At 66.0% G+C, this 21,361-nt stretch carries 20 protein-coding genes; 9 read left to right on the forward strand and 11 right to left on the reverse strand.

Going from position 1 to position 21,361, the window contains the following annotated elements; translation table 11 throughout:
• Window positions 1–65 precede the first annotated feature (65 nt).
• The 3 genes from pyrC to amaB all read right to left on the reverse strand — a co-directional run bounded on the left by pyrC (window position 66) and on the right by amaB (window position 4,819).
• A complete protein-coding gene (gene pyrC / locus ACW17U_RS06115) occupies window positions 66–1,367 on the reverse strand; it encodes a dihydroorotase (protein WP_492055238.1) in 1,302 nt (433 codons plus the stop codon).
• Between the two features lie 184 nt (window positions 1,368–1,551).
• Window positions 1,552–2,547, reverse strand: coding sequence for an aspartate carbamoyltransferase catalytic subunit (locus ACW17U_RS06120; RefSeq protein WP_492055239.1), 996 nt, complete (start codon window positions 2,545–2,547; stop codon window positions 1,552–1,554).
• A gap of 748 nt (window positions 2,548–3,295) precedes the next feature.
• Window positions 3,296–4,819, reverse strand: coding sequence for an L-piperidine-6-carboxylate dehydrogenase (gene amaB / locus ACW17U_RS06125; protein ID WP_492055240.1), 1,524 nt, complete (start codon window positions 4,817–4,819; stop codon window positions 3,296–3,298).
• Between the two features lie 72 nt (window positions 4,820–4,891).
• On the opposite strand from amaB, the gene ACW17U_RS06130 reads away from it, so the two are divergent.
• The 4 genes from ACW17U_RS06130 to ACW17U_RS06145 are packed head-to-tail and all read left to right on the forward strand — an operon-like array spanning window position 4,892 to window position 8,457.
• Window positions 4,892–5,830, forward strand: a complete 939-nt coding sequence (locus tag ACW17U_RS06130; protein ID WP_492055241.1) for a polyprenyl synthetase family protein — start codon at window positions 4,892–4,894, stop codon at window positions 5,828–5,830.
• Window positions 5,827–6,771, forward strand: coding sequence for an ABC transporter ATP-binding protein (locus ACW17U_RS06135; protein ID WP_492055242.1), 945 nt, complete (start codon window positions 5,827–5,829; stop codon window positions 6,769–6,771). The genes ACW17U_RS06130 and ACW17U_RS06135 overlap by 4 nt, the downstream gene beginning before the upstream one ends.
• Window positions 6,768–7,976, forward strand: coding sequence for an ABC transporter permease (locus ACW17U_RS06140; RefSeq protein WP_492055243.1), 1,209 nt, complete (start codon window positions 6,768–6,770; stop codon window positions 7,974–7,976). Before ACW17U_RS06135 ends, ACW17U_RS06140 begins: the two co-directional genes overlap by 4 nt.
• 7 nt (window positions 7,977–7,983) lie before the next feature.
• On the forward strand, window positions 7,984–8,457 hold the full coding sequence (locus tag ACW17U_RS06145) for a sterol desaturase family protein (RefSeq protein ID WP_492055244.1): 474 nt from the start codon (window positions 7,984–7,986) through the stop codon (window positions 8,455–8,457).
• Here ACW17U_RS06145 and ACW17U_RS06150 read toward each other — a convergent pair.
• Genes ACW17U_RS06150 through crtY form a run of 3 tightly spaced genes read right to left on the reverse strand, consistent with a single transcriptional unit; the run spans window position 8,454 to window position 12,066 of the window.
• Window positions 8,454–9,383, reverse strand: a complete 930-nt coding sequence (locus tag ACW17U_RS06150) for a phytoene/squalene synthase family protein (protein ID WP_492055245.1) — start codon at window positions 9,381–9,383, stop codon at window positions 8,454–8,456. The two genes, ACW17U_RS06145 and ACW17U_RS06150, sit on opposite strands and share 4 nt — an antisense overlap.
• Window positions 9,380–10,882: a phytoene desaturase gene (locus ACW17U_RS06155; protein ID WP_492055246.1), complete on the reverse strand. Its 1,503-nt coding sequence runs from the start codon at window positions 10,880–10,882 to the stop codon at window positions 9,380–9,382. The genes ACW17U_RS06150 and ACW17U_RS06155 overlap by 4 nt, the downstream gene beginning before the upstream one ends.
• Window positions 10,879–12,066 carry a lycopene beta-cyclase CrtY gene (gene crtY, locus ACW17U_RS06160; RefSeq protein ID WP_492055247.1) on the reverse strand — a complete coding sequence of 396 codons (1,188 nt, stop codon included), beginning with the start codon at window positions 12,064–12,066 and terminating at the stop codon, window positions 10,879–10,881. Before crtY ends, ACW17U_RS06155 begins: the two co-directional genes overlap by 4 nt.
• Before the next feature lie 91 nt (window positions 12,067–12,157).
• Here crtY and folD point away from each other — a divergent pair, with 91 nt between their 5' ends.
• Genes folD through ACW17U_RS06175 form a run of 3 tightly spaced genes read left to right on the forward strand, consistent with a single transcriptional unit; the run spans window position 12,158 to window position 14,828 of the window.
• Window positions 12,158–13,054 (forward strand): bifunctional methylenetetrahydrofolate dehydrogenase/methenyltetrahydrofolate cyclohydrolase FolD, encoded by an 897-nt coding sequence (folD, locus tag ACW17U_RS06165; protein WP_492055248.1) that lies wholly within the window; start codon window positions 12,158–12,160, stop codon window positions 13,052–13,054.
• Window positions 13,054–13,410 (forward strand): c-type cytochrome, encoded by a 357-nt coding sequence (locus ACW17U_RS06170; RefSeq protein ID WP_492055249.1) that lies wholly within the window; start codon window positions 13,054–13,056, stop codon window positions 13,408–13,410. Before folD ends, ACW17U_RS06170 begins: the two co-directional genes overlap by 1 nt.
• 14 nt (window positions 13,411–13,424) lie before the next feature.
• Window positions 13,425–14,828: a D-arabinono-1,4-lactone oxidase gene (locus ACW17U_RS06175; protein ID WP_492055250.1), complete on the forward strand. Its 1,404-nt coding sequence runs from the start codon at window positions 13,425–13,427 to the stop codon at window positions 14,826–14,828.
• Window positions 14,829–14,834: 6 nt separating this feature from the next.
• On the opposite strand, the gene ACW17U_RS06180 is transcribed toward ACW17U_RS06175, so the two are convergent.
• The 3 genes from ACW17U_RS06180 to ACW17U_RS06190 all read right to left on the reverse strand — a co-directional run bounded on the left by ACW17U_RS06180 (window position 14,835) and on the right by ACW17U_RS06190 (window position 17,308).
• Entirely contained in the window at window positions 14,835–15,317 is a 483-nt protein-coding gene (locus ACW17U_RS06180; protein WP_062146952.1) for an Hpt domain-containing protein, read from the reverse strand.
• A 90-nt stretch (window positions 15,318–15,407) separates the two neighbouring features.
• A complete protein-coding gene (locus tag ACW17U_RS06185) occupies window positions 15,408–16,190 on the reverse strand; it encodes an NAD kinase (protein ID WP_062146950.1) in 783 nt (260 codons plus the stop codon).
• Between the two features lie 32 nt (window positions 16,191–16,222).
• Window positions 16,223–17,308, reverse strand: coding sequence for a DUF2336 domain-containing protein (locus tag ACW17U_RS06190; protein WP_062151540.1), 1,086 nt, complete (start codon window positions 17,306–17,308; stop codon window positions 16,223–16,225).
• 169 nt (window positions 17,309–17,477) lie between these two features.
• Between ACW17U_RS06190 and glpK the strand changes: the two genes are divergently transcribed.
• Together glpK and ACW17U_RS06200 are read left to right on the forward strand one after the other, a co-directional pair.
• On the forward strand, window positions 17,478–18,971 hold the full coding sequence (gene glpK / locus ACW17U_RS06195; RefSeq protein ID WP_062146948.1) for a glycerol kinase GlpK: 1,494 nt from the start codon (window positions 17,478–17,480) through the stop codon (window positions 18,969–18,971).
• Window positions 18,972–19,166: 195 nt separating this feature from the next.
• The gene (locus ACW17U_RS06200) at window positions 19,167–20,084 is read left to right on the forward strand and encodes an SMP-30/gluconolactonase/LRE family protein (protein ID WP_492055251.1); all 918 of its coding nucleotides are present in this window, start codon (window positions 19,167–19,169) and stop codon (window positions 20,082–20,084) included.
• Here ACW17U_RS06200 and ACW17U_RS06205 read toward each other — a convergent pair.
• Together ACW17U_RS06205 and ACW17U_RS06210 are read right to left on the reverse strand one after the other, a co-directional pair.
• Window positions 20,081–20,764, reverse strand: a complete 684-nt coding sequence (locus ACW17U_RS06205) for a uracil-DNA glycosylase (RefSeq protein ID WP_492055252.1) — start codon at window positions 20,762–20,764, stop codon at window positions 20,081–20,083. The genes ACW17U_RS06200 and ACW17U_RS06205 overlap by 4 nt on opposite strands.
• Window positions 20,754–21,353, reverse strand: a complete 600-nt coding sequence (locus ACW17U_RS06210; protein WP_492055253.1) for a LabA-like NYN domain-containing protein — start codon at window positions 21,351–21,353, stop codon at window positions 20,754–20,756. Before ACW17U_RS06210 ends, ACW17U_RS06205 begins: the two co-directional genes overlap by 11 nt.
• Between the last annotated feature and the right edge of the window lie 8 nt (window positions 21,354–21,361).

Raw genomic sequence — 21,361 nt, forward strand, 5'->3', positions numbered from 1 at the left:
GGTGACCTAGGTTTAGTGCAGAGTCGGGGTGCATCCAAATCCTCCCCCCAGCGGGACAGGATCAGCTACCCCTCCGCCCGATGCACCACCCGCCCGTCCACCAGAGTCATCAGCACCTGACCCTGCAACCGCCGCCCGTCGAACGGCGAGTTCTTGGACTTGGACAGCAGCTTGGCCGCATCGACGATGATCGGCGCGTCGATGTCGCAGAGCACGAGGTCCGCCGGCGCGCCGGGGGCGATCCGGCCGCCGCGCAGGCCCAGCAGCTCGGCGGGCGCCAGGGTCACGGCGCGGATCAGGTCGACCAGCGGCAGGCGCTCGTCGTGATACAGGGACAGCAGGGCCGGCAGCAGGGTCTCGACGCCGATGGCCCCGGGGGTGGCCTCGTCGAAGGGCAAACGCTTGTCCTCGGCCGGGGCCGGGGCGTGGGCCGAGACGACAATGTCGATCAGGCCCGACGCCAGGGCCTCGATCAGGGCCTGGCGGTCGTCCTCGCCGCGCAGGGGCGGGGTCAGCTTGGCGAAGCTGCGATAATCGCCGATGTCCAGTTCGTTGAAGGAAAGGTGGTTGATCGACACGCTGGCCGACAGGCGCAGGCCCCTGGCCTTGCCGCGGGCCAGGGTCTCCAGCGCGCCGGCGCTGGTGATCTGGTCGACCAGCAGGCGGCCGCCGGTGGCTTCCAGCAGGGCGATGTCGCGCTCGAGCATGATGCGTTCGGCCATCGGCGAGATCGACGGCAGGCCCAGACGGCCGGCAAATTCGCCGCCGATCGCCGCGCCGCCCCTGGCCAGCCACATGTCCATCGGCCGGTGGGCCAGCAGGGCGTCGAAGCCCTTGGCGTAGGTCAGGATGCGCTGGAAGACCTTGGAGTCGACGATCGGGCGGTCGGCGTCGGTGATATAGACGCAGCCAGCCTCGCGCATCAGGCCGATCTCGGCCATCTGCTCGCCCTTCAGACCCTTGGTCGCCGCGCCGGCGCAGAGGATGCGGGCGCTGTCGATGTCGCGGGCCCGACGCAGGATGAAGTCGACCACGCTGGGATCGTCGATGGCCGGATCGGTGTCGGGCTGGACGACGATGCTGGTCACACCCCCGGCGGCGGCGGCGCGCGCGGCTGAAGCCAGGGTTTCCTTGGTCTCGGCCCCGGGCTCGCCGGTCTTGACCCGCAGGTCGATCAGGCCGGGGGCCAGCAGGGCCCCGCCGCAGTCGACGACGCGGACGCCCTTGCCGAGCTTGCCGAACTCTCGGCCCTTGGCGACGTCGGCAATCACGCCCTCGGAGACGATGACCCCGCCGGGGCCATCATAGCCGCTCTCGGGATCGACCAGACGGGCATTGGTGAAGGCCAGGGGCTGGGGGGCGTTCATGCGTGAAATTCCAAAGACGCCACTAGAAAACCCCGCTCTCCCCGGCGAAGGCCGGGGTCCAGATCGAACCCACGTGCCTGATGCGATCTGGCAAATCCCGAAGGCGCGTCATCGCCAGACGCTCTGGATGAAGCTGGGCCCCGGCCTTCGCCGGGGAGAGCGGAGGAAATGATGGGATTCAAAATCATCGCCCGGCCTCCAGCCGTGCGGCGAGGCTGGTCAGCACCGCCATCCGGGCGGCGACGCCCATCTCGACCTGGTCCTGGATCAGGCTGACGGCCGGATCATCGGCCACGTCGCTGTCGATCTCGACGCCCCGGTTCATGGGCCCAGGGTGCATGACCTTGGCTCCCGGCGCGGCGCGGGACAGCTTTTCGCGGTCCAGGCCATAGAAGCGGAAATATTCGCGGGTCGAGGGCACGAAGCCGCCCTGCATCCGCTCCAGCTGCAGGCGCAGCATCATCACCACGTCGGCCCCGGCCAGGCCCGACTTCATGTCGTGGTGGACGGTGGCGCCCCAGCGCTCGGCCTGGGCCGGCATCAGGGTGGCGGGACCCACCAGCCGCACGCTGGCCCCCAGGGTGTGCAGCAGCGAGACGTTCGAGCGGGCCACGCGGCTGTGCAGGACGTCGCCGCAGATCGCCACGGTCAGGCCCGAGACCCGGCCAAAGGCGCGCCGGATCGACAGGGCGTCCAGCAGGGCCTGGGTGGGGTGCTCGTGCTGGCCGTCGCCGGCGTTGATCACGTGGCCGCTGACCTTCTGGGACAGCAGCGACGCCGCGCCCGACGAGGCGTGGCGCACCACCAGCAGGTCGGGGCGCATGGCGTTCAGGGTCACGGCGGTGTCGATCAGGGTCTCGCCCTTGGTGATCGACGAGGTGCGCGGGCTCATATTGACCACGTCGGCGCCCAGGCGCTTGCCGGCGATCTCGAAGCTGGACTGGGTGCGGGTGCTGTTCTCGAAGAACAGGTTCATCAGCGTCCGGCCCTTGAGCAGGTCCAGCGACTTGGAAGTCTGGCGGTTGAAGGCGACGAACGCCTCGGCCAGGTCCAGCAGGTCGGCCGCCTGGGGCGCATTGAGATCGCCGGCGGACAGGAAATGGCGCTTTGGGAAGGCAAAGGCGCGGGCGCGGATCGCGTCGAGGGCGACGCGGGTGGGGTCATGGGCGGTGGCCGTCATGAAACGGTGTCATAGGCGGCTTTGCCAGTGGAGGGAAGGCGGCGGCTGTCCCACAGGGTTGATAACCGGCCAGCGCCGCTGGCCCCCTCCTGACCGCTTCGCGGTCGTCCTCCCCCCTGCGGGGGGAAGATGAGATCGCCGCCCTTCATCTTCCCCCTCCGGGGGAAGACGATCGCGAAGCGATCCGTAGGGGGCAAGTACGGGGAAAGACTGCCCTCTATCCCCGTGCTTTCCCGAACAAACCCCAGCCTATTCAACACCCTGCAAAAACAACCACCGCGCCCGTCCGACGCCCCTAAACCTGCCGCATAATCATCCCACCTCGTCGCGAGGAAAGGGCGCAGGGCCAGCGACCATGGCGGCGGCGGGGGGTGATCGAGCGGGACTGGGCTTCAGGGGGATACTGAAGCGTGTCCGGGGATCTGGTTGCTGGCCAGACCTGCCCGCCGTCGGCGTGGTTGAAGGCAAAAGGGCGTGTCTGGCTGTAAGCCCGTCCTCTTCGACCGCCGGAGCGCGCTGGAAACGGCGAGGTCCGGGTCCCGGTAAGGCCTCAACAGGGCCACCTGGCGGGAGGCTGGCGGATAACGGTCACGCGGAGCGCACGGCTTCGTCGAAACGGTAATCTCTATCTCTCATCCGGACGTCGTCCGGACGCTCCGCGACCCTTTCCACAACTCAGCGAGAGATCGTGTGAGGTCGCGAAGCCGTGTCCACCGGCCAGATGCTGCTCCAAAGGGGGAGGATCTCGTTAGAGATCAAACTTCACCCCCTGGGCCAGGGGCAGGGCACCGGAATAGTTCACCGTCGCCGTCTGGCGTCGCATGTACTGTTTCCAGCTGTCGGAGCCGCTCTCGCGCCCGCCGCCGGTTTCCTTTTCGCCGCCGAACGCACCGCCGATCTCGGCCCCCGAGGGACCGATATTGACGTTGGCGATGCCGCAGTCGCTGCCGGAAGCGGCCAGAAAGGCTTCGGCCTCGCGGATATCCTGGGTCATCACACAGGAGGACAGGCCCTGGGGCACATCGTTCTGGATCGCCACGGCCTCGTCGAAGTCGCGATAGGGCACGACATGCAGAAGGGGAGCGAAGGTTTCGCGTTGCATGCCGGCGCTCGGGGCCGGCAGGCGGGCCAGGGCCGGGCGGACATAATAGGCGTCGGGGTGCTCGTCGATCAGCAGCCGTTCGCCGCCGCTCACCGTCCCGCCATCGGCCCGGGCCTGGTCCATGGCGGCGACAAAGGCGTCATAGGCGGCCTTGTCGTGCAAAGGCCCGAGCAGGACGCCCGCCTGACGCGGATCGCCGACCGGCAGGCGGGAAAAGGCCCCCTCGACGGCATCGGCGACCTTGTCGACCAGGCTTTCGTGAACGATCAGCCGGCGCAGGGAGGTGCAGCGCTGACCGGCGGTGCCTGCAGCCGAAAACACGATGGCGCGAACGGCCAGGGACAGGTCGGCGCTGGGCGTGACGATCATGGCGTTGTTGCCACCCAGCTCCAGGATCGAGCGACCGAAACGCGCCGCTACGATCGGGGCGACTGCCTGGCCCATCCGGGTCGAGCCCGTGGCGCTGACCAGGGCCAGGGCAGGATCGCGGACCAGCCGCTCGCCGGCGTCGCGGCCGCCGAGGACCACAGAGCACAGACCCTCGGGGGCGTCGCCGAACCGGGCCAGGGCGCGCTCGAGAATCGCCTGGGTGGCCACGGCCGTCAGCGGCGTCTTCTCCGACGGCTTCCAGATCACCGGATTGCCGCAGACCAGGGCCAGGGCCGCGTTCCAGGCCCAGACCGCCACGGGGAAGTTGAAGGCGCTGATCACCAGGACCGGGCCCAGCGGATGCCAGGTCTCGCGCATGGCATGGCCGGGGCGTTCCGAGGCGATGGTCAGGCCGTAGAGCTGGCGCGACAGGCCCACGGCGAAATCGCAGATATCGATCATCTCCTGGACCTCGCCGGCCGCCTCGGAGGCGATCTTGCCGGCTTCCAGCGTCACAAGGGCGGCCAACTGATCCTTGGCGGCGCGCAGTTCCTCGCCGAGCAGGCGGACCAGTTCGCCACGACGCGGGGCGGGCACGGTGCGCCACGCGCGGAAGGCCTTCGACGCGGCCGAAACCTTGGCGTCAATGGCTCGGGCGTCATCATAGGCGACCTGGGTCAGGATCGCGCCATCGAGCGGGCATCGCACGGCGATGCCACCGTCGGCAGGCAGGCCGGTGACTCCCAGTTCAGCCAGGACGGCGCGGGCGTGGGCGGCGGGAGAGGGAAAGGACTGGGTCATGGACGTTGGAAAACGACGACCGGTGCCTCGGGTCAAGGGGGGCTGCTTGACGCTCGCGGCGGGCGCCGTCAAATGAGCGGGCCCGCATGGGGGCATCTGGGCCTGTCGCGATTGCGTATGGACGACACCGCCGCCGATTTGCAGCGCCTTGAGGCCCTTCGTGCCGGTGTCGATCGACGCCTGGCGGAGCTCGCCCCCAGACCAGGAACGGCACCGGATCGGCTGGTCGAGGCCGTGCGCTATGCCCTGCTGGCCCCCGGCAAGCGGTTTCGTCCGATGCTGACCCTGCTGACCGCCGCCCAGTTCGGCGCATCCGAAGGGGTGGCACTGGATACGGCCTGCGCCTTCGAGATGGTCCATGCGGCGTCGCTGATTCTCGACGATCTGCCGGCCATGGACGATGCCGGTCTGAGGCGGGGTCTCCCAACCATCCACCGGGCCTTCGACGAGGCGACGGCCGTCCTGGCGGGGGTCGGTCTGCTGAACCAGGCCTATGCCGTGGTCGCGGCCGATGCGGCCCTCGATAGCGGTCTGCGGGCCGAGATCGCCGGCCGTATCGCCGGGTCCGTCGGGTTTTCGGGCCTGATCGCCGGCCAGGCCCGGGATCTGTTCGACCGCGACCAGATGCGCGATGTGCCGGCGCTTGATCGCCTCAACCATGAAAAGACCGGCGTCCTGATCATGGCCGCGGCCCAGTCCGGAGCCCGGATCGCCGGGGCCGGAGACGCCGCCGTCGGGGCAGTGGGCGAGTTTGGCCGACGCATGGGCCTGGCCTTCCAGATCCGGGATGACCTGATCGATGCCGAAGGCTCGGTCGAGGGAGCCGGCAAGGATGTCGGCAAGGATGCCGGCATGACCACGGCCGTCTCCCTGCTGGGCGTGGACGGAGCGCGGGCCGCTATGGACGATCACCTGGCGGCCGGCCGTGCGGCCCTTGATGCGGTCGGCGGTTGCGACCTTGTGGCGGGCTATGTCGGCCGTCTGTTCGCCGGGCGCAAGGCGGCCGCGTGACCGGCTTGCCCCTTCTGACGGTGTCCGGCGTCCGCCACGCCTATGGACCCCGGACCGTGCTGGCCGGCGTCGATCTGGCCCTGTCGCCCGGTGAGATCTATGCCCTTCTGGGTCCCAACGGGGCCGGCAAGACCACCTTGATCAAGACCATCTGCGGACGCCTTCGGCCCAAAGCCGGCAGCGTCCGGCTCCAGGGCCAGGACCCGGCCCGGGTCAGCGCGGCGCGGGCCGGCCTTGGCCTGGTGCCGCAGGAGATCGCCCTCTACGCCCACCTGACCGTGGCGGAGAACCTGGCAACCTTCGCCAGCCTCGCCCAGGTCCCGCGCCGCGACGTCCCGGCTGCCGTCCAGAGAGCGCTGCAGCTGACCCGCACGCTCGACCGCGCCCACGTACCGGTCCGTCACCTGTCGGGCGGCTATCAGCGGCGGGCCAATATTGCGGCGGCCATCGTGCATCAGCCGGCCCTTTTGATCCTCGACGAGCCGACGGTGGGCGTGGATATCGATGCCCGCGAGGCCCTCGATGCCGTGATCCGGGGCCTGCGCGATCTCGGCGTGGCGGTGCTCCTGACCACCCACGATCTCGAGCAGGCCGGATCCCTGGCCGATCGGGTGGGCTTCCTGCGGGACGGCGCGCTGGTGCTGGAAGGGCCACCCCAGGCCCTGATCGCTGAGGCCTTTGGCTCCCGCATGGAAGTTCTGGTGGAGCTTTCGAGCGAGCCCGATGCCGCCGGCGAGGCCCTGCTGACGGCGGCGGGGCTGAGCCGCACCGCCCATCGGGCCAGGCTCTGGACCTGTCTCGAGGCCGATGGCTATGCCGCCGCCGGGCGACTCGACAAGCAGCTCCGCAAGGCGGGCCTCTGCCCTCGCGAAATCCGGGTCCGGGAGCCGTCCCTGCACAACCTGTTCAGTCTCGTCGCCGAGCGGACGCTGGCCGCATGATCCGCCTTGAGATGACCTTGGCCATGGTGCGCGTGATGGTGCTGGAGCTGTGGCGCGATCGCGCAGCCTTGGTGATGACCTTCCTGTTGCCGCCTCTGGTCTTCCTGATCTTCAGCTCGGTCTTTGCCGGGGCGACCGGCGAGGACATCAAGCCCAAGCTGGCCATGGTCGATCTGGCCCGCACCGAGACGTCCGGTCGGGTCGCCGGGGCCCTGCTGGCCAGTTCCGAGATCCGGGCCGAGGCTGTGGCACCGGCCACGGTCGAGGCCGTGCGGGCCCTGGTGAAGTCGGGCCAGGCCGATGTGGGTCTCGTGATCCGCGCCGATCCGGCCGGCCCCGGGCGGCCCTTCCTGATCATTGCCGACCCCGCGCGCGCCGTGGCAGCCCCCCTGACCCAGGCCCGGGTGCAACAGGCCATGGCCCGGGCCGCGCCCGACGCCGTCCTGCGCCGCAGCGTCGATCAGCTGGCTCCCGTCCTGACCCCCCTGACCCCGGCCCAGAGCGCCCGCCTTGATGCGGCGGCAGCGGCCCTGAAACTCAAGCCTCCGGCCGTCACCGGCGGTGACCTGTTTGATCGGGAAGACCTGCTGGGGGCGAAGAAGGGCGGGGCGACGATCGCCTATTATGGCGGGGCGGTGATGATCCTGTTCGCCCTGTTCTCGGCCATGCAGGGGGCCCTGGGCCTGATGGACGAGCGCCGGACCGGCGTGGCCGATCGCCTTCTGGCGGGCGTGGCCGGCATGGGCCCTGTGGTGACCGGAAAGTTCGTCTTCCTGGTCGGGCAGGGGATCGTGCAGGCCACAGCGATCTTCGCGACCGCCCAGATCGTCTATGGCGTCGCCGTTCTGGAGCACTTCGGCCTTTGGCTGCCGACCACCCTGGCGGCGGCCGTCTGCGCGGCGGGCCTGGCCCTGGGGCTGGTCTCGGTCTGCCGGACGCGAGAGCAGGCCCAGATGCTGTCGACCTTCGTGATCCTGGTGCTGGCGGCCATCGGCGGCAGCATGGTGCCGCGCTTCCTGATGCCGGCCTGGCTGCAGACCGTCGGCTGGTTCACGCCTCACGCCTGGGTCATTGATGCCTATCAAGGCGTTCTCTGGCGCGACGCGCCACTCTCGCAGGTGTATAGGGCCTGGGGCGTGCTCACCGCCGCCGGCCTGGGTGGTTTGGCCCTGGCCCAGACCCTGGTGCGACTGTCCCGTCGATAGGACCCTGATGGCGAAACTGGCTCTCGATATCGTTCTGTTCCTGGCCGCCTTCGCCTTCATGGAGGGCTTTGCCTGGGTGACGCACCGCTATGTCATGCATGGCTTCATGTGGGTCTGGCACAAGTCACACCATGAACCGCGCGAAGGCCTGTTCGAGCTCAACGACCTGTTCGCTGTGGTCTTCGCCACCCCGGCCATCGTGGCAATCTATTTCGGCGTGCATGGCACGCCGTGGCTGCTTCCGGTGGGTCTCGGGATCACCGCCTACGGGATGATGTACTTCATCTTTCATGACGGCATGGTGCACCGCCGCTTCAAGACTCCGTTCGGCAAGTCCGCCTTCTGGAAACGCGCCATCCAGGCCCATCGCATCCACCACGCGGTCCACACCAAGCACGGGGCGGTCTCGTTCGGCTTCCTTTGGGCCAAGCCTGTGCGCGACCTGAAGGCGCAGTTGAAGGCGCGCGGGGTCGAAGCCTAGATCTTTGACCACATATCGGGCCGCTGAGGCGGCTGGATCGCCCGGTCCCAGATCGCCGAACGCAGGGCGATGAGGCCGCCTTCCAGGGCTCGCAGGGCCTTCATTCGGCCGCTGACCACGACGCGCTCGTCCCAGGCCTTGTCGCCGGCCTGAACGACATCCAGGCCAATCTGGCGATAGACCCCCCGGGCCGCTGCAATGGCCCAGGCACAGCGGAGGGGCAGGTCGCGCAGGCCCCAGCGGGCCGAGGCATAATAGGGCTCGGCAGCGTCGACGAGGCGCTTGGCCATCACCGCCACCGCGCCACGATGGGCTGGATCGGCGACCGCTGTCTCGGGCACGCCCAGCTCGGCGAGCCAGGCGCGCGGCACATAGATCCGGTCGTTGCGAGCGTCTTCAACAATGTCGCGGGCAATATTGGTCAACTGGAATGCCAGGCCCAGATCCTGGGCGCGACGGAGGGTCGAAAGGGCATCGGGCTTCGTGCCCATAACCAGGGCCATCATGGTTCCGACCACCCCGGCCACGCCCCAGCAATAGTCCAGCAAGTCGTCCAGCGTCTGGTAGCGGCGGCCCTCGACGTCCATGGCGAAGCCGTCGATCATGTCCAGGGCGTAGCGCCCCGGAATCCGGCGTCGGCGGGCTACGGTCTGGAACGCGGCAAACTGTGGATCAGCAGGCGGCTCACCAGCCAGAGCAGCGCGGGTTTGGGCATAGAGCGCTGCCAGACGGGCCGGGGCATCCTCCACCGGGCTCATGCCATGGCCCAGGGTCTGGCCGTCGATCACGTCGTCGCAGTGCCGACACCAGGCGTAGAGCATTTCGGCGTCAGCGCGGGTTTCAGCGTCGAACAGCGCTGCAGCGGCCGCAAAGCTCTTGCTGCCCTTCTGGATCGCCTCGCGGCTCTGGGCTTCGAGTTGGCTCACGCTTTTGCGGTCTCGAAATCGTCGATCATCAGGGAGGCCGTTGCCTTGGCGGATCCCACCACGCCTGGAATACCGGCACCCGGATGGGTGCCGGCACCGACGAAGTAGAGGTTAGGAATGACGTCGTCGCGATTGTGGGTTCGGAAAAAGGCGCTCTGGGTCAGCAGGGGCTCAAGCGAGAAGGCGGCTCCCTGCCAGGCATTCAGCTCGATGGTGAAGTCGTCCGGCGTAAAGATCCGGCTGGTCACCAGGTCGCGCGACAGGTTGGGAATGTAGCGTTCTTCCAGATAGTTCAGGATCCGGTCGCGATAGGCAGGCCCTTCCTTGGACCAGTCAATCTGGGCGGTCTCGAGATTGGGAACCACCGACAGGACGTAGAAACTGCTGCAGCCGGGCGGTGCCATGCCGGGATCGGTCGCGCAGGGCGAGTGCAGATAGAGCGAGAAGTCGTCGGACAGGACGTCCTTGTTATAGATATCGCCGATCAGTTCGCGGTAGCGCGGGCCAAAGCAGATGGTGTGGTGGCGGATCTCGGGATGTTCGGCCTTGAGGCCGAAATAGATCACGAAAAGTGACGGGCTCCAGCGCTTGCTTTCCAGCGCCTTGCCGACCTTTTTGCCGCGCGGATCATCGACCAGAAGATCGCGATATGTGTGCATCACGTCGGCGTTCGAGGCCACGGTGTCGAACGTCTCGACGGTGCCGTCATGATTGATCACGCCCGTGACGCGGCCGTCCCGGGTGGTGATCTTCTGGACCGGTGCATTGAGACGGATCGTGCCGCCGAGGTCCTCAAAAAGGCGCACAAGACCACGGATCAGGGCACCGGTGCCGCCCCGCGGGAACCAGACGCCGCCTCGGCGCTCCAGGGCATGGATCAGGGCATAGATCGACGAGGTTGCAAAAGGACTGCCGCCGACCAGCAAGCTGTGGAAGGACAGGGCCTGACGGACATGCTCGTCCTTCACGAACGATGAGACCTTGTCATAGACGCTGCGCCAGGCCTGCAGCTTCATCAGGGCGGGGGCCGATGAGATCATGCTGCGGATGTCGAGGAACGGCACGGCACCCAGCTCGACATAGCCCTTTTGATAGAGCTCCTCGGAATAGGCGTGGAACTTGCGATAGCCCTCGACATCGGCCGGATTGCGGGCGGCGATCTGGCGATCCAGTTCAGCCTGGTCGTTGACATAGTCAAAGACGTCGCCGTCTTCCCAGACCAGCCGGTAGAACGGGTTGACCGGCAAAAGTTCGACATAGTCCTCGATCCTGCGGCCGCTGAGCGTGAACAGCTCTTTCAGGCAATCGGGATCGGTGATCACCGTGGGACCGGCATCAAAGATGAAGCCCTCGTCCTCCCAGACATAGGCGCGACCGCCGGGCCGGTCGCGAGCTTCAAGCACGGTGACATCAAAGCCCGAAGATTGCAGGCGGATGGCCAAGGCGAGGCCCCCAAAGCCGGAACCGATGACTGCTGCGCGGGGTTTGGGAAGGGTCATGCAGGTCGGTCCTCGATCACAGAGTGTTCGCTCAGATAGTTCAGAGCGCGCGAGACAGGTACGGGCGGCTTGCCGATCAGGACGCGCGCCTTGTCCCAAAGTGTCAGGCGCGCCGCGTAGAAGCGCTGGATGAGCGGCAGGCGCAATCGATAGAAGCGCTCCAGAACCTTGAAGCGCTGGTCCGGCTCACAGGCCCTGAACAGCATCCGATTAAGCAGACGGAAGTACCGGCGCTTTCGCCAGGCCGTTTTGGACTGGGCCTCGGCGCAGGCCCGGACATGGGCGCTGGTAATGTGGGGCAGGGCGGCGATCTGATCGGCCAATCGTGCGGCATCAGGCAGGGAATAGCCCGTTGTCGGCTGGAACAGGGCGGCCCTTAGGCCAACCTCAGCCACCTGGGCCCTCGCTTCGCGCCAATAGGCGTCGATGTCGCCGGCAAGGGCGATGGGCAAAACCCCGTGCTCTTCCCGCACAATCTTCTCTACGGCCCAGCCCTGCTGGTTGGCATAGGCGAGAATGTCGGCACGCAGCGCGTCGCGATCGAGGTCGAAGCCGTCGCTATACCGCGTGTCTTCGATCAGAAGACGGCTTGCATCGAGTGGCAGGACGTAGAGGAAGCGGTAGCCGTCGAGCTGGGACACCGTGGCGTCCATGATGATCGGCCGGCCAAGGCCATGGGGCCTCGTCAGCCTCACCTCTTGGCCCAGAAACTTTTGCCAGCCCAGAGCCAGACTGCGGCTGCGGCGAGGGCCACGTCCGTCGATGACGGCGGCCGCTGTAATGCGTCGGCCATCGGTCAGGGTGACCTGGTGCGGCGACACCTCCGACGCCGTTGCGCTCAGCCATGCATCCTGGCCGAGGGCCGCTGAAACTGCCTCGTGCAGGCGCTGGGATGTGATGGCCAGATAGGGCGTCTTGAGGGCGCGGCTATGACCCGGAAAGCGGACCTCATAGTCGGACCAGCGGTGGACGATGAGGGGTCTGAGCCAGCCAGAAATCCCGGGACTGACGTCGGTCCCGAAATGGCACCAGGTGTGCTCGCCGCCGATTCTTTTCTCGCGTTCCAGCAGAATGACGCGGAGGTCAGGGCGCAGAGCCCTCAATCGCAGAGCAATCAGGCCATTGGCGAGACCGCCGCCCACAAGGACGACGTCTGCGCGCGAATTTGAGGACTGTGTCGCCATGGCCGAGCGTCTAGCACGTTTGCCCGCTCTCCACGCCAGCGTTGCGCGCAGCAAAACGAGCGGTTAGGCACAGCGGAACAGGGAGGCACCCATGTCTGAGGCCACGATCATCGACGGCAAGGCGTTCGCCGCCAAACTGCGCGAGCAGGTGGCAGCGGATGTCGAGGTCCTGAAGGCCGAGCATGGCGTCACGCCGGGGCTTGCCGTCGTCCTGGTTGGAGACGATGCGGCCAGCCAGGTCTATGTTCGCAACAAGGGTGAGCAGACCCTGGCTGCAGGCATGCATTCCGAAACACACCGACTGCCCGCCGATGTCAGCCAGGACGACCTTCTGGCCCTGGTCGGAAAGCTGAATGGCGATCCGTCAATCCATGGCGTCCTGGTGCAGTTCCCGGTTCCGGATCATCTCAAGCAGTCGGATATCGTGGCGGCGATCTCGCCGGACAAGGACGTTGATGGCCTCACCGTCACCAATGCGGGGCGCCTCGCCAGTGGATTGCCGGCCCTGACGCCTTGTACGCCCCTGGGCTGCATGATGCTCTTGAAGGACGTGCTCGGCGATTTGCGCGGCAAGTCCGCGGTCGTGATTGGCCGATCCAATCTGATGGGCAAGCCCATGGCCCAGATGCTTCTGGCTGCCGACTGCACGGTAACCATTGCCCATTCCCGCAGCCAGGACCTTCCCGGTATCGTCCGTCAGGCCGATATCGTGGTTGCCGCCGTCGGGCGCGCCGAGATGGTCAAGGCCGACTGGATCAAACCGGGCGCGGTGGTCATCGATGTCGGGATCAGCCGATTCCCGTCCCGCGATCCCGTTGCAGCTGCAGCAGGCAAGACCCGTCTGGTCGGGGATGTGGCCTTCGACGAGGTCAAGGCGGTGGCGGGAGCCATCACGCCCGTACCGGGAGGCGTCGGCCCCATGACCATCGCTTGCCTTCTGGCCAACACTGTTACCGCTGCGAAGCGCCTGAACGGGATAGGCGCCTGATGCGTGCTGCCGTGCTTCTTGCTGTTACGGCCTTGGCCCTGTCGGGCTGCAGCGAAAAGCTTCCGCCGGCCCCCACGCCGGAAGAGGCGTTGCAGCTGAAGCCCGCTGATGCCCGCTTGGCTGACCTCTACGAGACCTCCTGCAAGGCCTGCCATGCCTCACCTGGCACGGGCGCGCCGCTCGTGCAGGATCGCGCGGCCTGGGATCCCCGCTGGAAGCAGGGCGAGGCCGTGTTGCTTGACCATACCATCCAGGGTTTCAAGGCCATGCCGGCCTCGGGCCAGTGCGTGGCTTGCGCACCGGCGGATTTCCAGGGCCTGATACGATTCATGGCGGGGCGCGAAGACCCCGCATAGGCTTGGGGGAACGCATGATCTCGAGACGAGGGGCACTGGTCGCGGGCAGTTCCGTGCTGGCAACCGTGGCGGCCGGTGGCGGGGTCTATCTGACCGCTACCCACGACAAGCCCGAGCCCCCCGCGCCGAAGTCCGTCAGCCCGGACGGCAAACTTCTGTGGCGCAACTGGTCCGGAATCCAGACCGCCTATCCCTCGGCGCGCCTGGCCCCGAGGGACGAGGCTGAACTGGCCCGCATGCTCAAGACTGCGTCGGCTCCGATCCGGCCGGTCGGTGCCGGTCATTCCTTTACGGCCCTGGTTCCGACGAATGGGACCATGGTCTCCCTGGACGCCATGTCGGGCGTAACGGAGTGGCAGGGCGATGAGGCCGTGGTCCTGGCGGGCACTCGGCTTGGGGCTCTGGGCCCAGCGTTGGCGGCCAAGGGGCGGGCGATGGCCAATCTGCCCGATATCAACAAGCAATCTCTCGCCGGTGCCCTGGCTACGGCGACCCATGGCACGGGCGTCAAGCTGCAAGCCTTGCACGGCGATGTGACGGCGCTTCGCCTCGTGACGCCGGACGGGCGCGTGATCGACTGTGATGCTGGCCGCGACGCTGACATCTTCCAGGCTGCAAAGGTTTCGTTCGGGTCGCTCGGCGTGATCTCCCAGGTCAGGCTGAAGACCATCGCCAATCGAAGGGTCCGCCGGCGCGTCTGGATCGAACCCTTTGATGAGGCTCTGGGCCAGGCCGAGGCCCGCTGGGCGCAACATCGCAATTTCGAGTTCTATGCCGTACCGTTTACCGGGCTAGCGGTCGGCATCAGCCATGATGAGACTGACGACCCGGCCGAAGCGCGGGGCCCGGATCAGGACTCAGCCTTCCTCGACGCCCTCAAGGCCTTGCGAAACCTTTTCGGGTTCTCGGTGCCCCTGCGAAAGGCGGCTGCCAGGGCGCTGCTGGCCAGTGCCAAACCGGAGACGGCCGTCGATGAGGGCTGGAAGCTCCTGTCAACAGAACGACCGGTGCGTTTCAACGAGATGGAGTTCCATCTTCCGGTCGATGCCCAACTCGAAGCTCTGGCCGAAGTGGTCGCGACGATAGAGCAGGAGCGGCCTGACGTGTTCTTCCCGATCGAGGTGCGTCGGATCGCGGCCGATGATGCCTGGCTGTCGCCCTTCCATGGCGGGCCTCGCGGATCGATCGCCGTCCACACGCACTACAAGGACGATTTCTCATTCCTCTATGAACTGATCGAACCGATCTTCCGCCGTCATGGTGGACGCCCGCACTGGGGCAAGCTGCACAACCTGCGTGGTCAGCAGCTGGCAGCCCTCTATCCGCGCTGGGATGATTTCCTGAAAGTCCGGGCTGAGCTCGATCCGGAAGGCCGAATGCTCAATCCCTATCTCAGAGGCCTGTTCGGCCTGATCTGAAGACGGTCAGCCGGCCAGGTACTCTGTAACCCGACCTTCAAGTTCTTCGGCCAGGGCCTTGCCAACCGGATGGGTGTCGACCTTGATGTCGCCGCGCACGGCAGCCTTGATGGCGTCGATATGAGCATCCACCAGGAACATCGGGGCTGACAGGCGCGTGTCCGGCTCGTCGATCAGCTTGCAAAGTGAAGCGGCGATTCGGGTGATCAGCGGGAATTCGTAGGTAGCGCCGAGGCCCTTCAGATCATGGGCCCGCAGATAGAGGGCCTCGACCGTCGTGGCGTTCAATCCTTCGGTCTTTACGTCCTGACGCGCGGCCTCGAGCTTGCTGATTTCGTCCTGAAGCCATTGTGCAAAATTGCCCGACAGGCTCTTGAGCGCAGCTTCCGCCTTGGCGATTGCTGCCATGTCGATGCCGCCGCGTCCGCCGACTTTCAGCTTCAGCATATTCGGAACCTGGATCACTTCGGCGGTTGGCTTAGTCGTCAAGATCGCCTCCCCGGCGGCGCACAGTTGGTATTGGGTATCATAGCAGGCGTTAACAACGCGTGAGACATCCGTTTCTCTGCGGCCGACGCCTCAGGCCGAAAACTGCTCAGTGAGTACGCGCTCGTCAAGGCTCCGGCCGGCGTCGAAAAGCATCGCCAAGCTGGTGTCACGGTCTTCGGAAATGTGCACTTCAAGGACATCACGAACCTCGAAATTGTCTGCCACGGCGCTGACTGGACGTTTGTCGCCCTCGAGGATCTCGAAAGTGATCCGCGCTGAACGCGGGAGAAGGGCCCCGCGCCAGCGGCGGGGACGGAAGGCACTGATTGGCGTGAGGGCCAGCACCTGTCCCCCGATCGGAATGATCGGGCCATGGGCCGAGAGATTATAGGCCGTCGAACCGGCCGGCGTCGCAATCAGGGCACCGTCGCACACCAGTTCGCTCATCCGGACCTTGCCGTCGATCGAGATGCGGAGCTTGGCGGTCTGTCGGGTCTGTCGAAGCAAGGAGACTTCGTTGATGGCCAGGGCGCGATGGTTGCGGCGCTGTGAGTCGATGGCGGTCATGGCGAGAGGATGAATCGTCGCCCGTTCGGCGGCATTGATCCGCTCCAGAAGCCCATCTTCGCTGTACTCGTTCATCAGAAAGCCAACAGAGCCGCGGTTCATGCCGTAGATCGGTGTCTGGCTGGCGATGGCAGCATGCAGGGTTTCGAGCATGAATCCATCACCGCCCAGGGCAACGATCACCTGGGCTGAGTCCTCTCCGACATCACCATAACGGGCGATCAGGCGCTCGCGGGCCTCTTCGGCTTCGGGCCTGTCGCTGGCCTTGAACGTCAGGCGAGTCAGGAAGGGCTGGGGCTGGTACATCACGCTCAAGAGGCGCGAAGCCAACCGGCTTGTCAAACCGCGCTGACAGCCTGTCTGAACGCCATTCCTGCGATGTCCGGCGTGAACGGACCGAAGGCGCTGCCAGCACGCCTGGCCCCCTCATCGCCGCCGCCGGGCCGGCCACCGTTCAACTGGCGAACATGGTCCAGAATGGTAGGGAACACGCTGCGGTCGATGCCCACCGCCGAACAGGCCAGGGCCAGGAGTTCCGGGCGGTTGCTGTCGATTGCGCGCCGGATCTGGCCGCTGTCAAACTGACCCAGTCTCGCCAGCGCCACGACAAAGAGCGGCAGGCGGCCCTCGCGCAACACGCGCAGCAGGTAGCCTGGCCGGAGCTGACCCGCCGCGTCGAGCTTCTCGACAAGCGAACGTTCCATGTCCTCACGCTCATCGTCAGGCTCAAGGTCGCTCTCATTGGCCGGTTTTTCACCCTGATGTGCGGCGCGCAGGGTCTCACCGACCGCATCGGCCAGGGTCTCGGGGTCAAGGTGAAAGCGGGTTGTGAGGGCTTCGCGCAGGGCGCGTCCAACCCACAGATAAAGCTGCTCGGCCAGTTCGCTCGACAACAGCGGGTGGCGGGCGAGCGGAGAGCGCAGGGCGACCACATCCTTGGCGCGGCCAACGAGGCGTCGCAAACCATCCGCCGAGATTTCGGCGGTCTCATTGCTCGCCATGGCCGTCAGGACTGCAGGCTCATCACGGGCAAGAATGGCCTCGACGACAGAGGCCGAAAGGCGAGGGCGGCGAGCGATCTCGATCTGGTGCTCGAGTGTGGCCTGGACCATCAGTCGGATCAGGTCATGGTCCTGGAGCACGGGGCTACGGGCGATGATCGGCCGCGCAATCTCGATTTCATCGAGGGCCAGAATGTTGATCAGGGCCGAAGGGGCCCAGGGCGCATCTGCCAGACGCTCGGACAAACGTTGCCGGATGTCGCGCTCGGCCTCGACAACCAGGGTCATGAAGATGGAGTCCAGCAGGCGCTGAACATCGGGATCCGTCGGCGCACCGGCAGCCTGCCCGGCTTCGCAGAGCTCGATGATGCCGCTGAGCAGTCGCTCGCGGTCGCCCGGATCGCGACTGCGCGCCAGGTTCAGAAGCTTAGCGGTTTGGACGGCTTGGATGACCAGCCTCCTCGAATCCTGAATGCAGTGAGGATGACCTTGCTGCCTGCAAATGAAAACATGCTTAAACGGTGTGACCCAACAATCGACAAGAACAGCGGCGGGTTGTCGCGGGCGAAGCAACAAGGTGGGAGGCGAGGACGTGGCTGAACAACTGATTCTGGCTCTGGACCAGGGCACTACCAGCACCCGTGCGATCCTGTTCGACGCAACGGGCGCGGCCCTTGCGGACGCCACCCGACCCCTGCGGCAAAGCTATCCAGCGGACGGCTGGGTGGAGCACGATGCCGAAGAGATCTTCGCCGCCTGCGTCGCTGTGCTGCGCGAGGCGATGGAGACGTCTGGACGCGCCGTCTCCGATGTCGTGGCGATTGGTGTGACCAACCAGCGTGAAACTGTCGTGGTCTGGGACAAGTCGACAGGCCGGCCCATTCATCCTGCTATCGTCTGGCAGGACCGCCGTACGGCGGACGTATGTGACCGCCTCCGCTCTGACGGGCATGAGGCCAGGGTGGCCGAGGTGACCGGCCTTCTGCTGGACCCCTATTTCTCAGGCCCGAAGATCGCGTGGATCCTTGACCGGGTTCAGGGAGCGAGGGCGCGTGCACAGGCCGGTGAGCTCCTGTGCGGCACCATCGACAGCTGGGTGATCTGGCGGCTCACGGCGGGAAAGGTGCATGCCACCGACGCCACCAATGCCTCGCGAACGCTGCTTTTCGACATTGAGGCGCAGGCTTGGTCTCCGCCCATGCTCGAGCTCTTCGATGTCCCGGCCAATCTGCTGCCGCGTGTGCTCGATTGCGCGGATGACTATGGCGTCACAGCGACCGAGATTCTCGGACGTGAAGTACCGATCCGGGGCGTGGCGGGAGATCAGCAGGCGGCCCTGATGGGCCAGGGCTGCATTCGCCCCGGTCAGATGAAGGCGACCTACGGCACAGGCTGTTTCATGCTGATCAATACCGGTGAAGCCCGTCCGGTGTCGCGCTCACGCCTGCTGACGACCGTGGCGGCCCGGGTTGCCGGCAAGACAACCTATGCCCTTGAGGGATCAATCTTCGTCGCGGGTGCAGCCGTGCAATGGCTTGGAGAAGGCCTTGGCATCACCGGTGGCCCACGCGCGGCCGAAGCTTTGGCGCGGACAGCCCGGCCGGATCACGGCGTAGTGGTGGTGCCGGCCTTCACAGGCCTCGGTGCGCCATGGTGGGATGCTGGCGCGCGCGGCGCAATCTTCGGGCTTACCCGGGACGCCGGCCTGGCTGAAATCGCGGCGGCAACCTTTGATTCCTGCGCCTTGCAGAGCCGGGACCTCATCGAGGCCATGCGGGCCGATGCGCCGGATGCTTTCGGAGACGACGCACAGCTTCGGATTGATGGGGGCATGTCCAAGAGCGCCTGGTTCTCGCAACGCTTGGCTGATCTCACCGGCATGCGGGTCCAGCGAGCGAGCTATCTGGAAACAACAGCCCTCGGTGCGGCCTTGTTCGCCGGCCTTGGGGCTGGACTCTATGCTTCTGAGGATGAGGCTGTTGCGGCCCGTCCAACAGCGGAGGCGCTGACGCCCGGCTTGGGTCTGCACGAGCGCGAAGCAGCCTATGCGCGCTGGCTCGATGCCGTGCCACGCGTACGAAGCTGACTTTCCTAACCAATACACAAGGCGGGTCGCCAGCTGGCCGAAATAGCAATATGACATCGCTGTCATTTTGAAGGGTCCTGCCATATGTCGCCGACGCGCCGTTCCACCTTGTTTGGGGCCAGTGCTGCCGTTCTTGCCGGAGGTGTCTCGGTGTCTGCTCATGCCGCTCGTCCGACTGTGGGACGCATACGCCATTTGTCTCCCTCGCTTGATGCGGTGGTCGAGGGCGAGGCCAGGATCGAAATGCTGGCCGAAGGCTTTGTCTGGTCAGAAGGGCCGGTCTGGGTGCAGGACGGCGGCTATCTGGTCTTTTCCGATGTGCCAGCCAATGTGATGTATCGCTGGAGCGAGTCCGAGGGGGCGACCGTTTTCTTCAAGCCCTCCGGCTATGACGGGCCTGCAACCGAGGCTTTCAGGGAGCCTGGATCGAATGGACTTGCGCTGGACGCATCCGGTGCACTCCTGGTTTGCGATCATGGCAATCGGGCGATCTCCAGGGTCGATCTGAAGACCCGTCAGAAGACCACCGTTGTCGATCGCTACAAGGGCAAGAAGTTCAACAGCCCCAACGATCTCGCAGTCTCTCGGACGGGCTCTGTCTATTTCACTGATCCGCCCTACGGCCTGACGGGGCTCAATGACTCTCCGGTCAAGGAGTTGGCCTTCAACGGCGTCTATCTTCTCCGGCCGGATGGCAGCTTGCTGGTCGTCGACGACAAGCTGACCTTTCCGAACGGGGTGGCCCTGTCACCAGACGAGCGCCGGCTCTATGTGGCGGTCTCGGATCCGGATGGTCCGGTGATCATGGCCTATGACCTCGGGAACGACGGCCTTCCAGTCCATCGCCAGGTATTCTTTGACGCCATGCCCCTGCTCCGGGCGGGCGGTCCCGGCTTGCCGGACGGCATGTGCCTGGACACTGAAGGCCGGCTCTTCGCCACGGGACCGGGTGGGGTTCTGGTGCTCACACCCAAGGGTGATCTGATCGGCGTCATCGATCTAGGACGTTCCGTCGCAAACTGCGCCTTTGGCGAGGACGGCCACACCCTGTTTGTGACGGCTGACGACATCCTGGCCAGGGTCCGCTTGAAGGTCAGCGGCCTGGTCGTTTAGGCCTCTGCATCGAGATAGTCTCTGACCCTTGCAAACAGATCCTCGAACATGGGCGTCGTAAGGCGGCCGGTATTCGTGTTGAGCCGTGAGCAGTGATAGCTGTTGAAGATCCTATAGGGGCCGGCCTGAAACTCGGAGCCGTGGCCCGGCGTGCCAGCGGAGGCCTTCAGGCCCAGGGCCTTCAGGACATTGCGGCGTGAGACGTCGCCGAGGGTGACGATGGCCTTGAGCCTGGGAAGGGCCTCGATCCGCTTGGTCAGGAAGGGTCGACAGGCATTTTCTTCGCTGGTCTCGGGCTTGTTGCCGGGTGGCGCGCAGCGCACGGCGTTGGTCACCACGCTGCCGACCAGTCTCAGCGCGTCATCCGCCCGCGCCTCGAACCTGCCGGTGGCGAAGCCGAACTTGTTCAGGGTTTCGTAAAGCAGGGCCCCGGCAAAGTCGCCGGTGAAGGGGCGCCCGGTGCGGTTGGCTCCTTTGCGACCCGGTGCCAGGCCAACGACGAGAAGTCGGGCCTCGCGGTCGCCAAAGGATGGAGCCGGCCCATTGAACCAGTCGGGATAGAGGTCCTGATTCTCGCGTCGATAGGCCACAAGCCGAGGACACAGAGGGCAGTCGCGTGCCGGCTCAGCTGGGGAGGGGACAGCCTCGCCGGGGATATTGGATGGTTGCTCAGTACTCATCTTCAGCTTCGCGCTCGGCGAGGGTGCGGACATCTGAAAGAGGACGCGGTGCCGGTGCCCGCTGCGGTCTGCCGATGATGTTGGCCAGGTCGTTCAGATCGACGAAGTCATCGGCCTGGCGACGCAGGTCATCGCTGGTCATGGGCGGCTGGCTCTTCATCGTCGAGACGACGGTCACCCGACGACCCTTGCGTTGCACGGCCTCCACCAGGGCGCGGAAGTCGCCATCGCCGGAGAACAGCACAAGGTGATCCGCTGTTTCGGCCATCTGCAGCATGTCGACGGCGATCTCGACATCCATGTCCCCACGCCAACGCTTGCGGCCCTGGCTGTCGGTGAACTCGCGGGCGGGCTTGGTCACCAGGGTGAAGCCATTGTAGTCAAGCCAGTCGACCAGAGGACGTATCGGTGAATAGTCGTCGTTTTCGTTGATGGCGGTGTAGTAATAGGCCCGGATCAGGACGCCGCGCTTTTTGAACTCGTCGAGCAGCTTGCGGTAGTCGATGTCGAAGCCCAGGGACTTGGCAGCGGCGTAAAGGTTGGCCCCGTCTATGAAGAGGGCGAGGCGGTCGGTCGGATAAAAGGTCAAAGCGGCAA

This window comes from Caulobacter sp. AVps16 (assembly GCF_058681455.1).

What these genes read in the sequence shown, in the direction of transcription:
- pyrC (WP_492055238.1), bottom strand. Translation starts at nt 1,367, where the DNA reads ATGAACGCCCCCCAGCCCCTGGCCTTCACCAATGCCCGTCTGGTCGAT.
- ACW17U_RS06205 (WP_492055252.1), bottom strand. Translation starts at nt 20,764, where the DNA reads ATGAGTACTGAGCAACCATCCAATATCCCCGGCGAGGCTGTCCCCTCC.
- ACW17U_RS06185 (WP_062146950.1), bottom strand. Translation starts at nt 16,190, where the DNA reads ATGTACCAGCCCCAGCCCTTCCTGACTCGCCTGACGTTCAAGGCCAGC.
- ACW17U_RS06155 (WP_492055246.1), bottom strand. Translation starts at nt 10,882, where the DNA reads ATGACCCTTCCCAAACCCCGCGCAGCAGTCATCGGTTCCGGCTTTGGG.
- crtY (WP_492055247.1), bottom strand. Translation starts at nt 12,066, where the DNA reads ATGGCGACACAGTCCTCAAATTCGCGCGCAGACGTCGTCCTTGTGGGC.
- ACW17U_RS06120 (WP_492055239.1), bottom strand. Translation starts at nt 2,547, where the DNA reads ATGACGGCCACCGCCCATGACCCCACCCGCGTCGCCCTCGACGCGATC.
- ACW17U_RS06140 (WP_492055243.1), top strand. Translation starts at nt 6,768, where the DNA reads ATGATCCGCCTTGAGATGACCTTGGCCATGGTGCGCGTGATGGTGCTG.
- ACW17U_RS06175 (WP_492055250.1), top strand. Translation starts at nt 13,425, where the DNA reads ATGATCTCGAGACGAGGGGCACTGGTCGCGGGCAGTTCCGTGCTGGCA.
- folD (WP_492055248.1), top strand. Translation starts at nt 12,158, where the DNA reads ATGTCTGAGGCCACGATCATCGACGGCAAGGCGTTCGCCGCCAAACTG.
- ACW17U_RS06170 (WP_492055249.1), top strand. Translation starts at nt 13,054, where the DNA reads ATGCGTGCTGCCGTGCTTCTTGCTGTTACGGCCTTGGCCCTGTCGGGC.
- amaB (WP_492055240.1), bottom strand. Translation starts at nt 4,819, where the DNA reads ATGACCCAGTCCTTTCCCTCTCCCGCCGCCCACGCCCGCGCCGTCCTG.
- ACW17U_RS06130 (WP_492055241.1), top strand. Translation starts at nt 4,892, where the DNA reads ATGAGCGGGCCCGCATGGGGGCATCTGGGCCTGTCGCGATTGCGTATG.
- ACW17U_RS06145 (WP_492055244.1), top strand. Translation starts at nt 7,984, where the DNA reads ATGGCGAAACTGGCTCTCGATATCGTTCTGTTCCTGGCCGCCTTCGCC.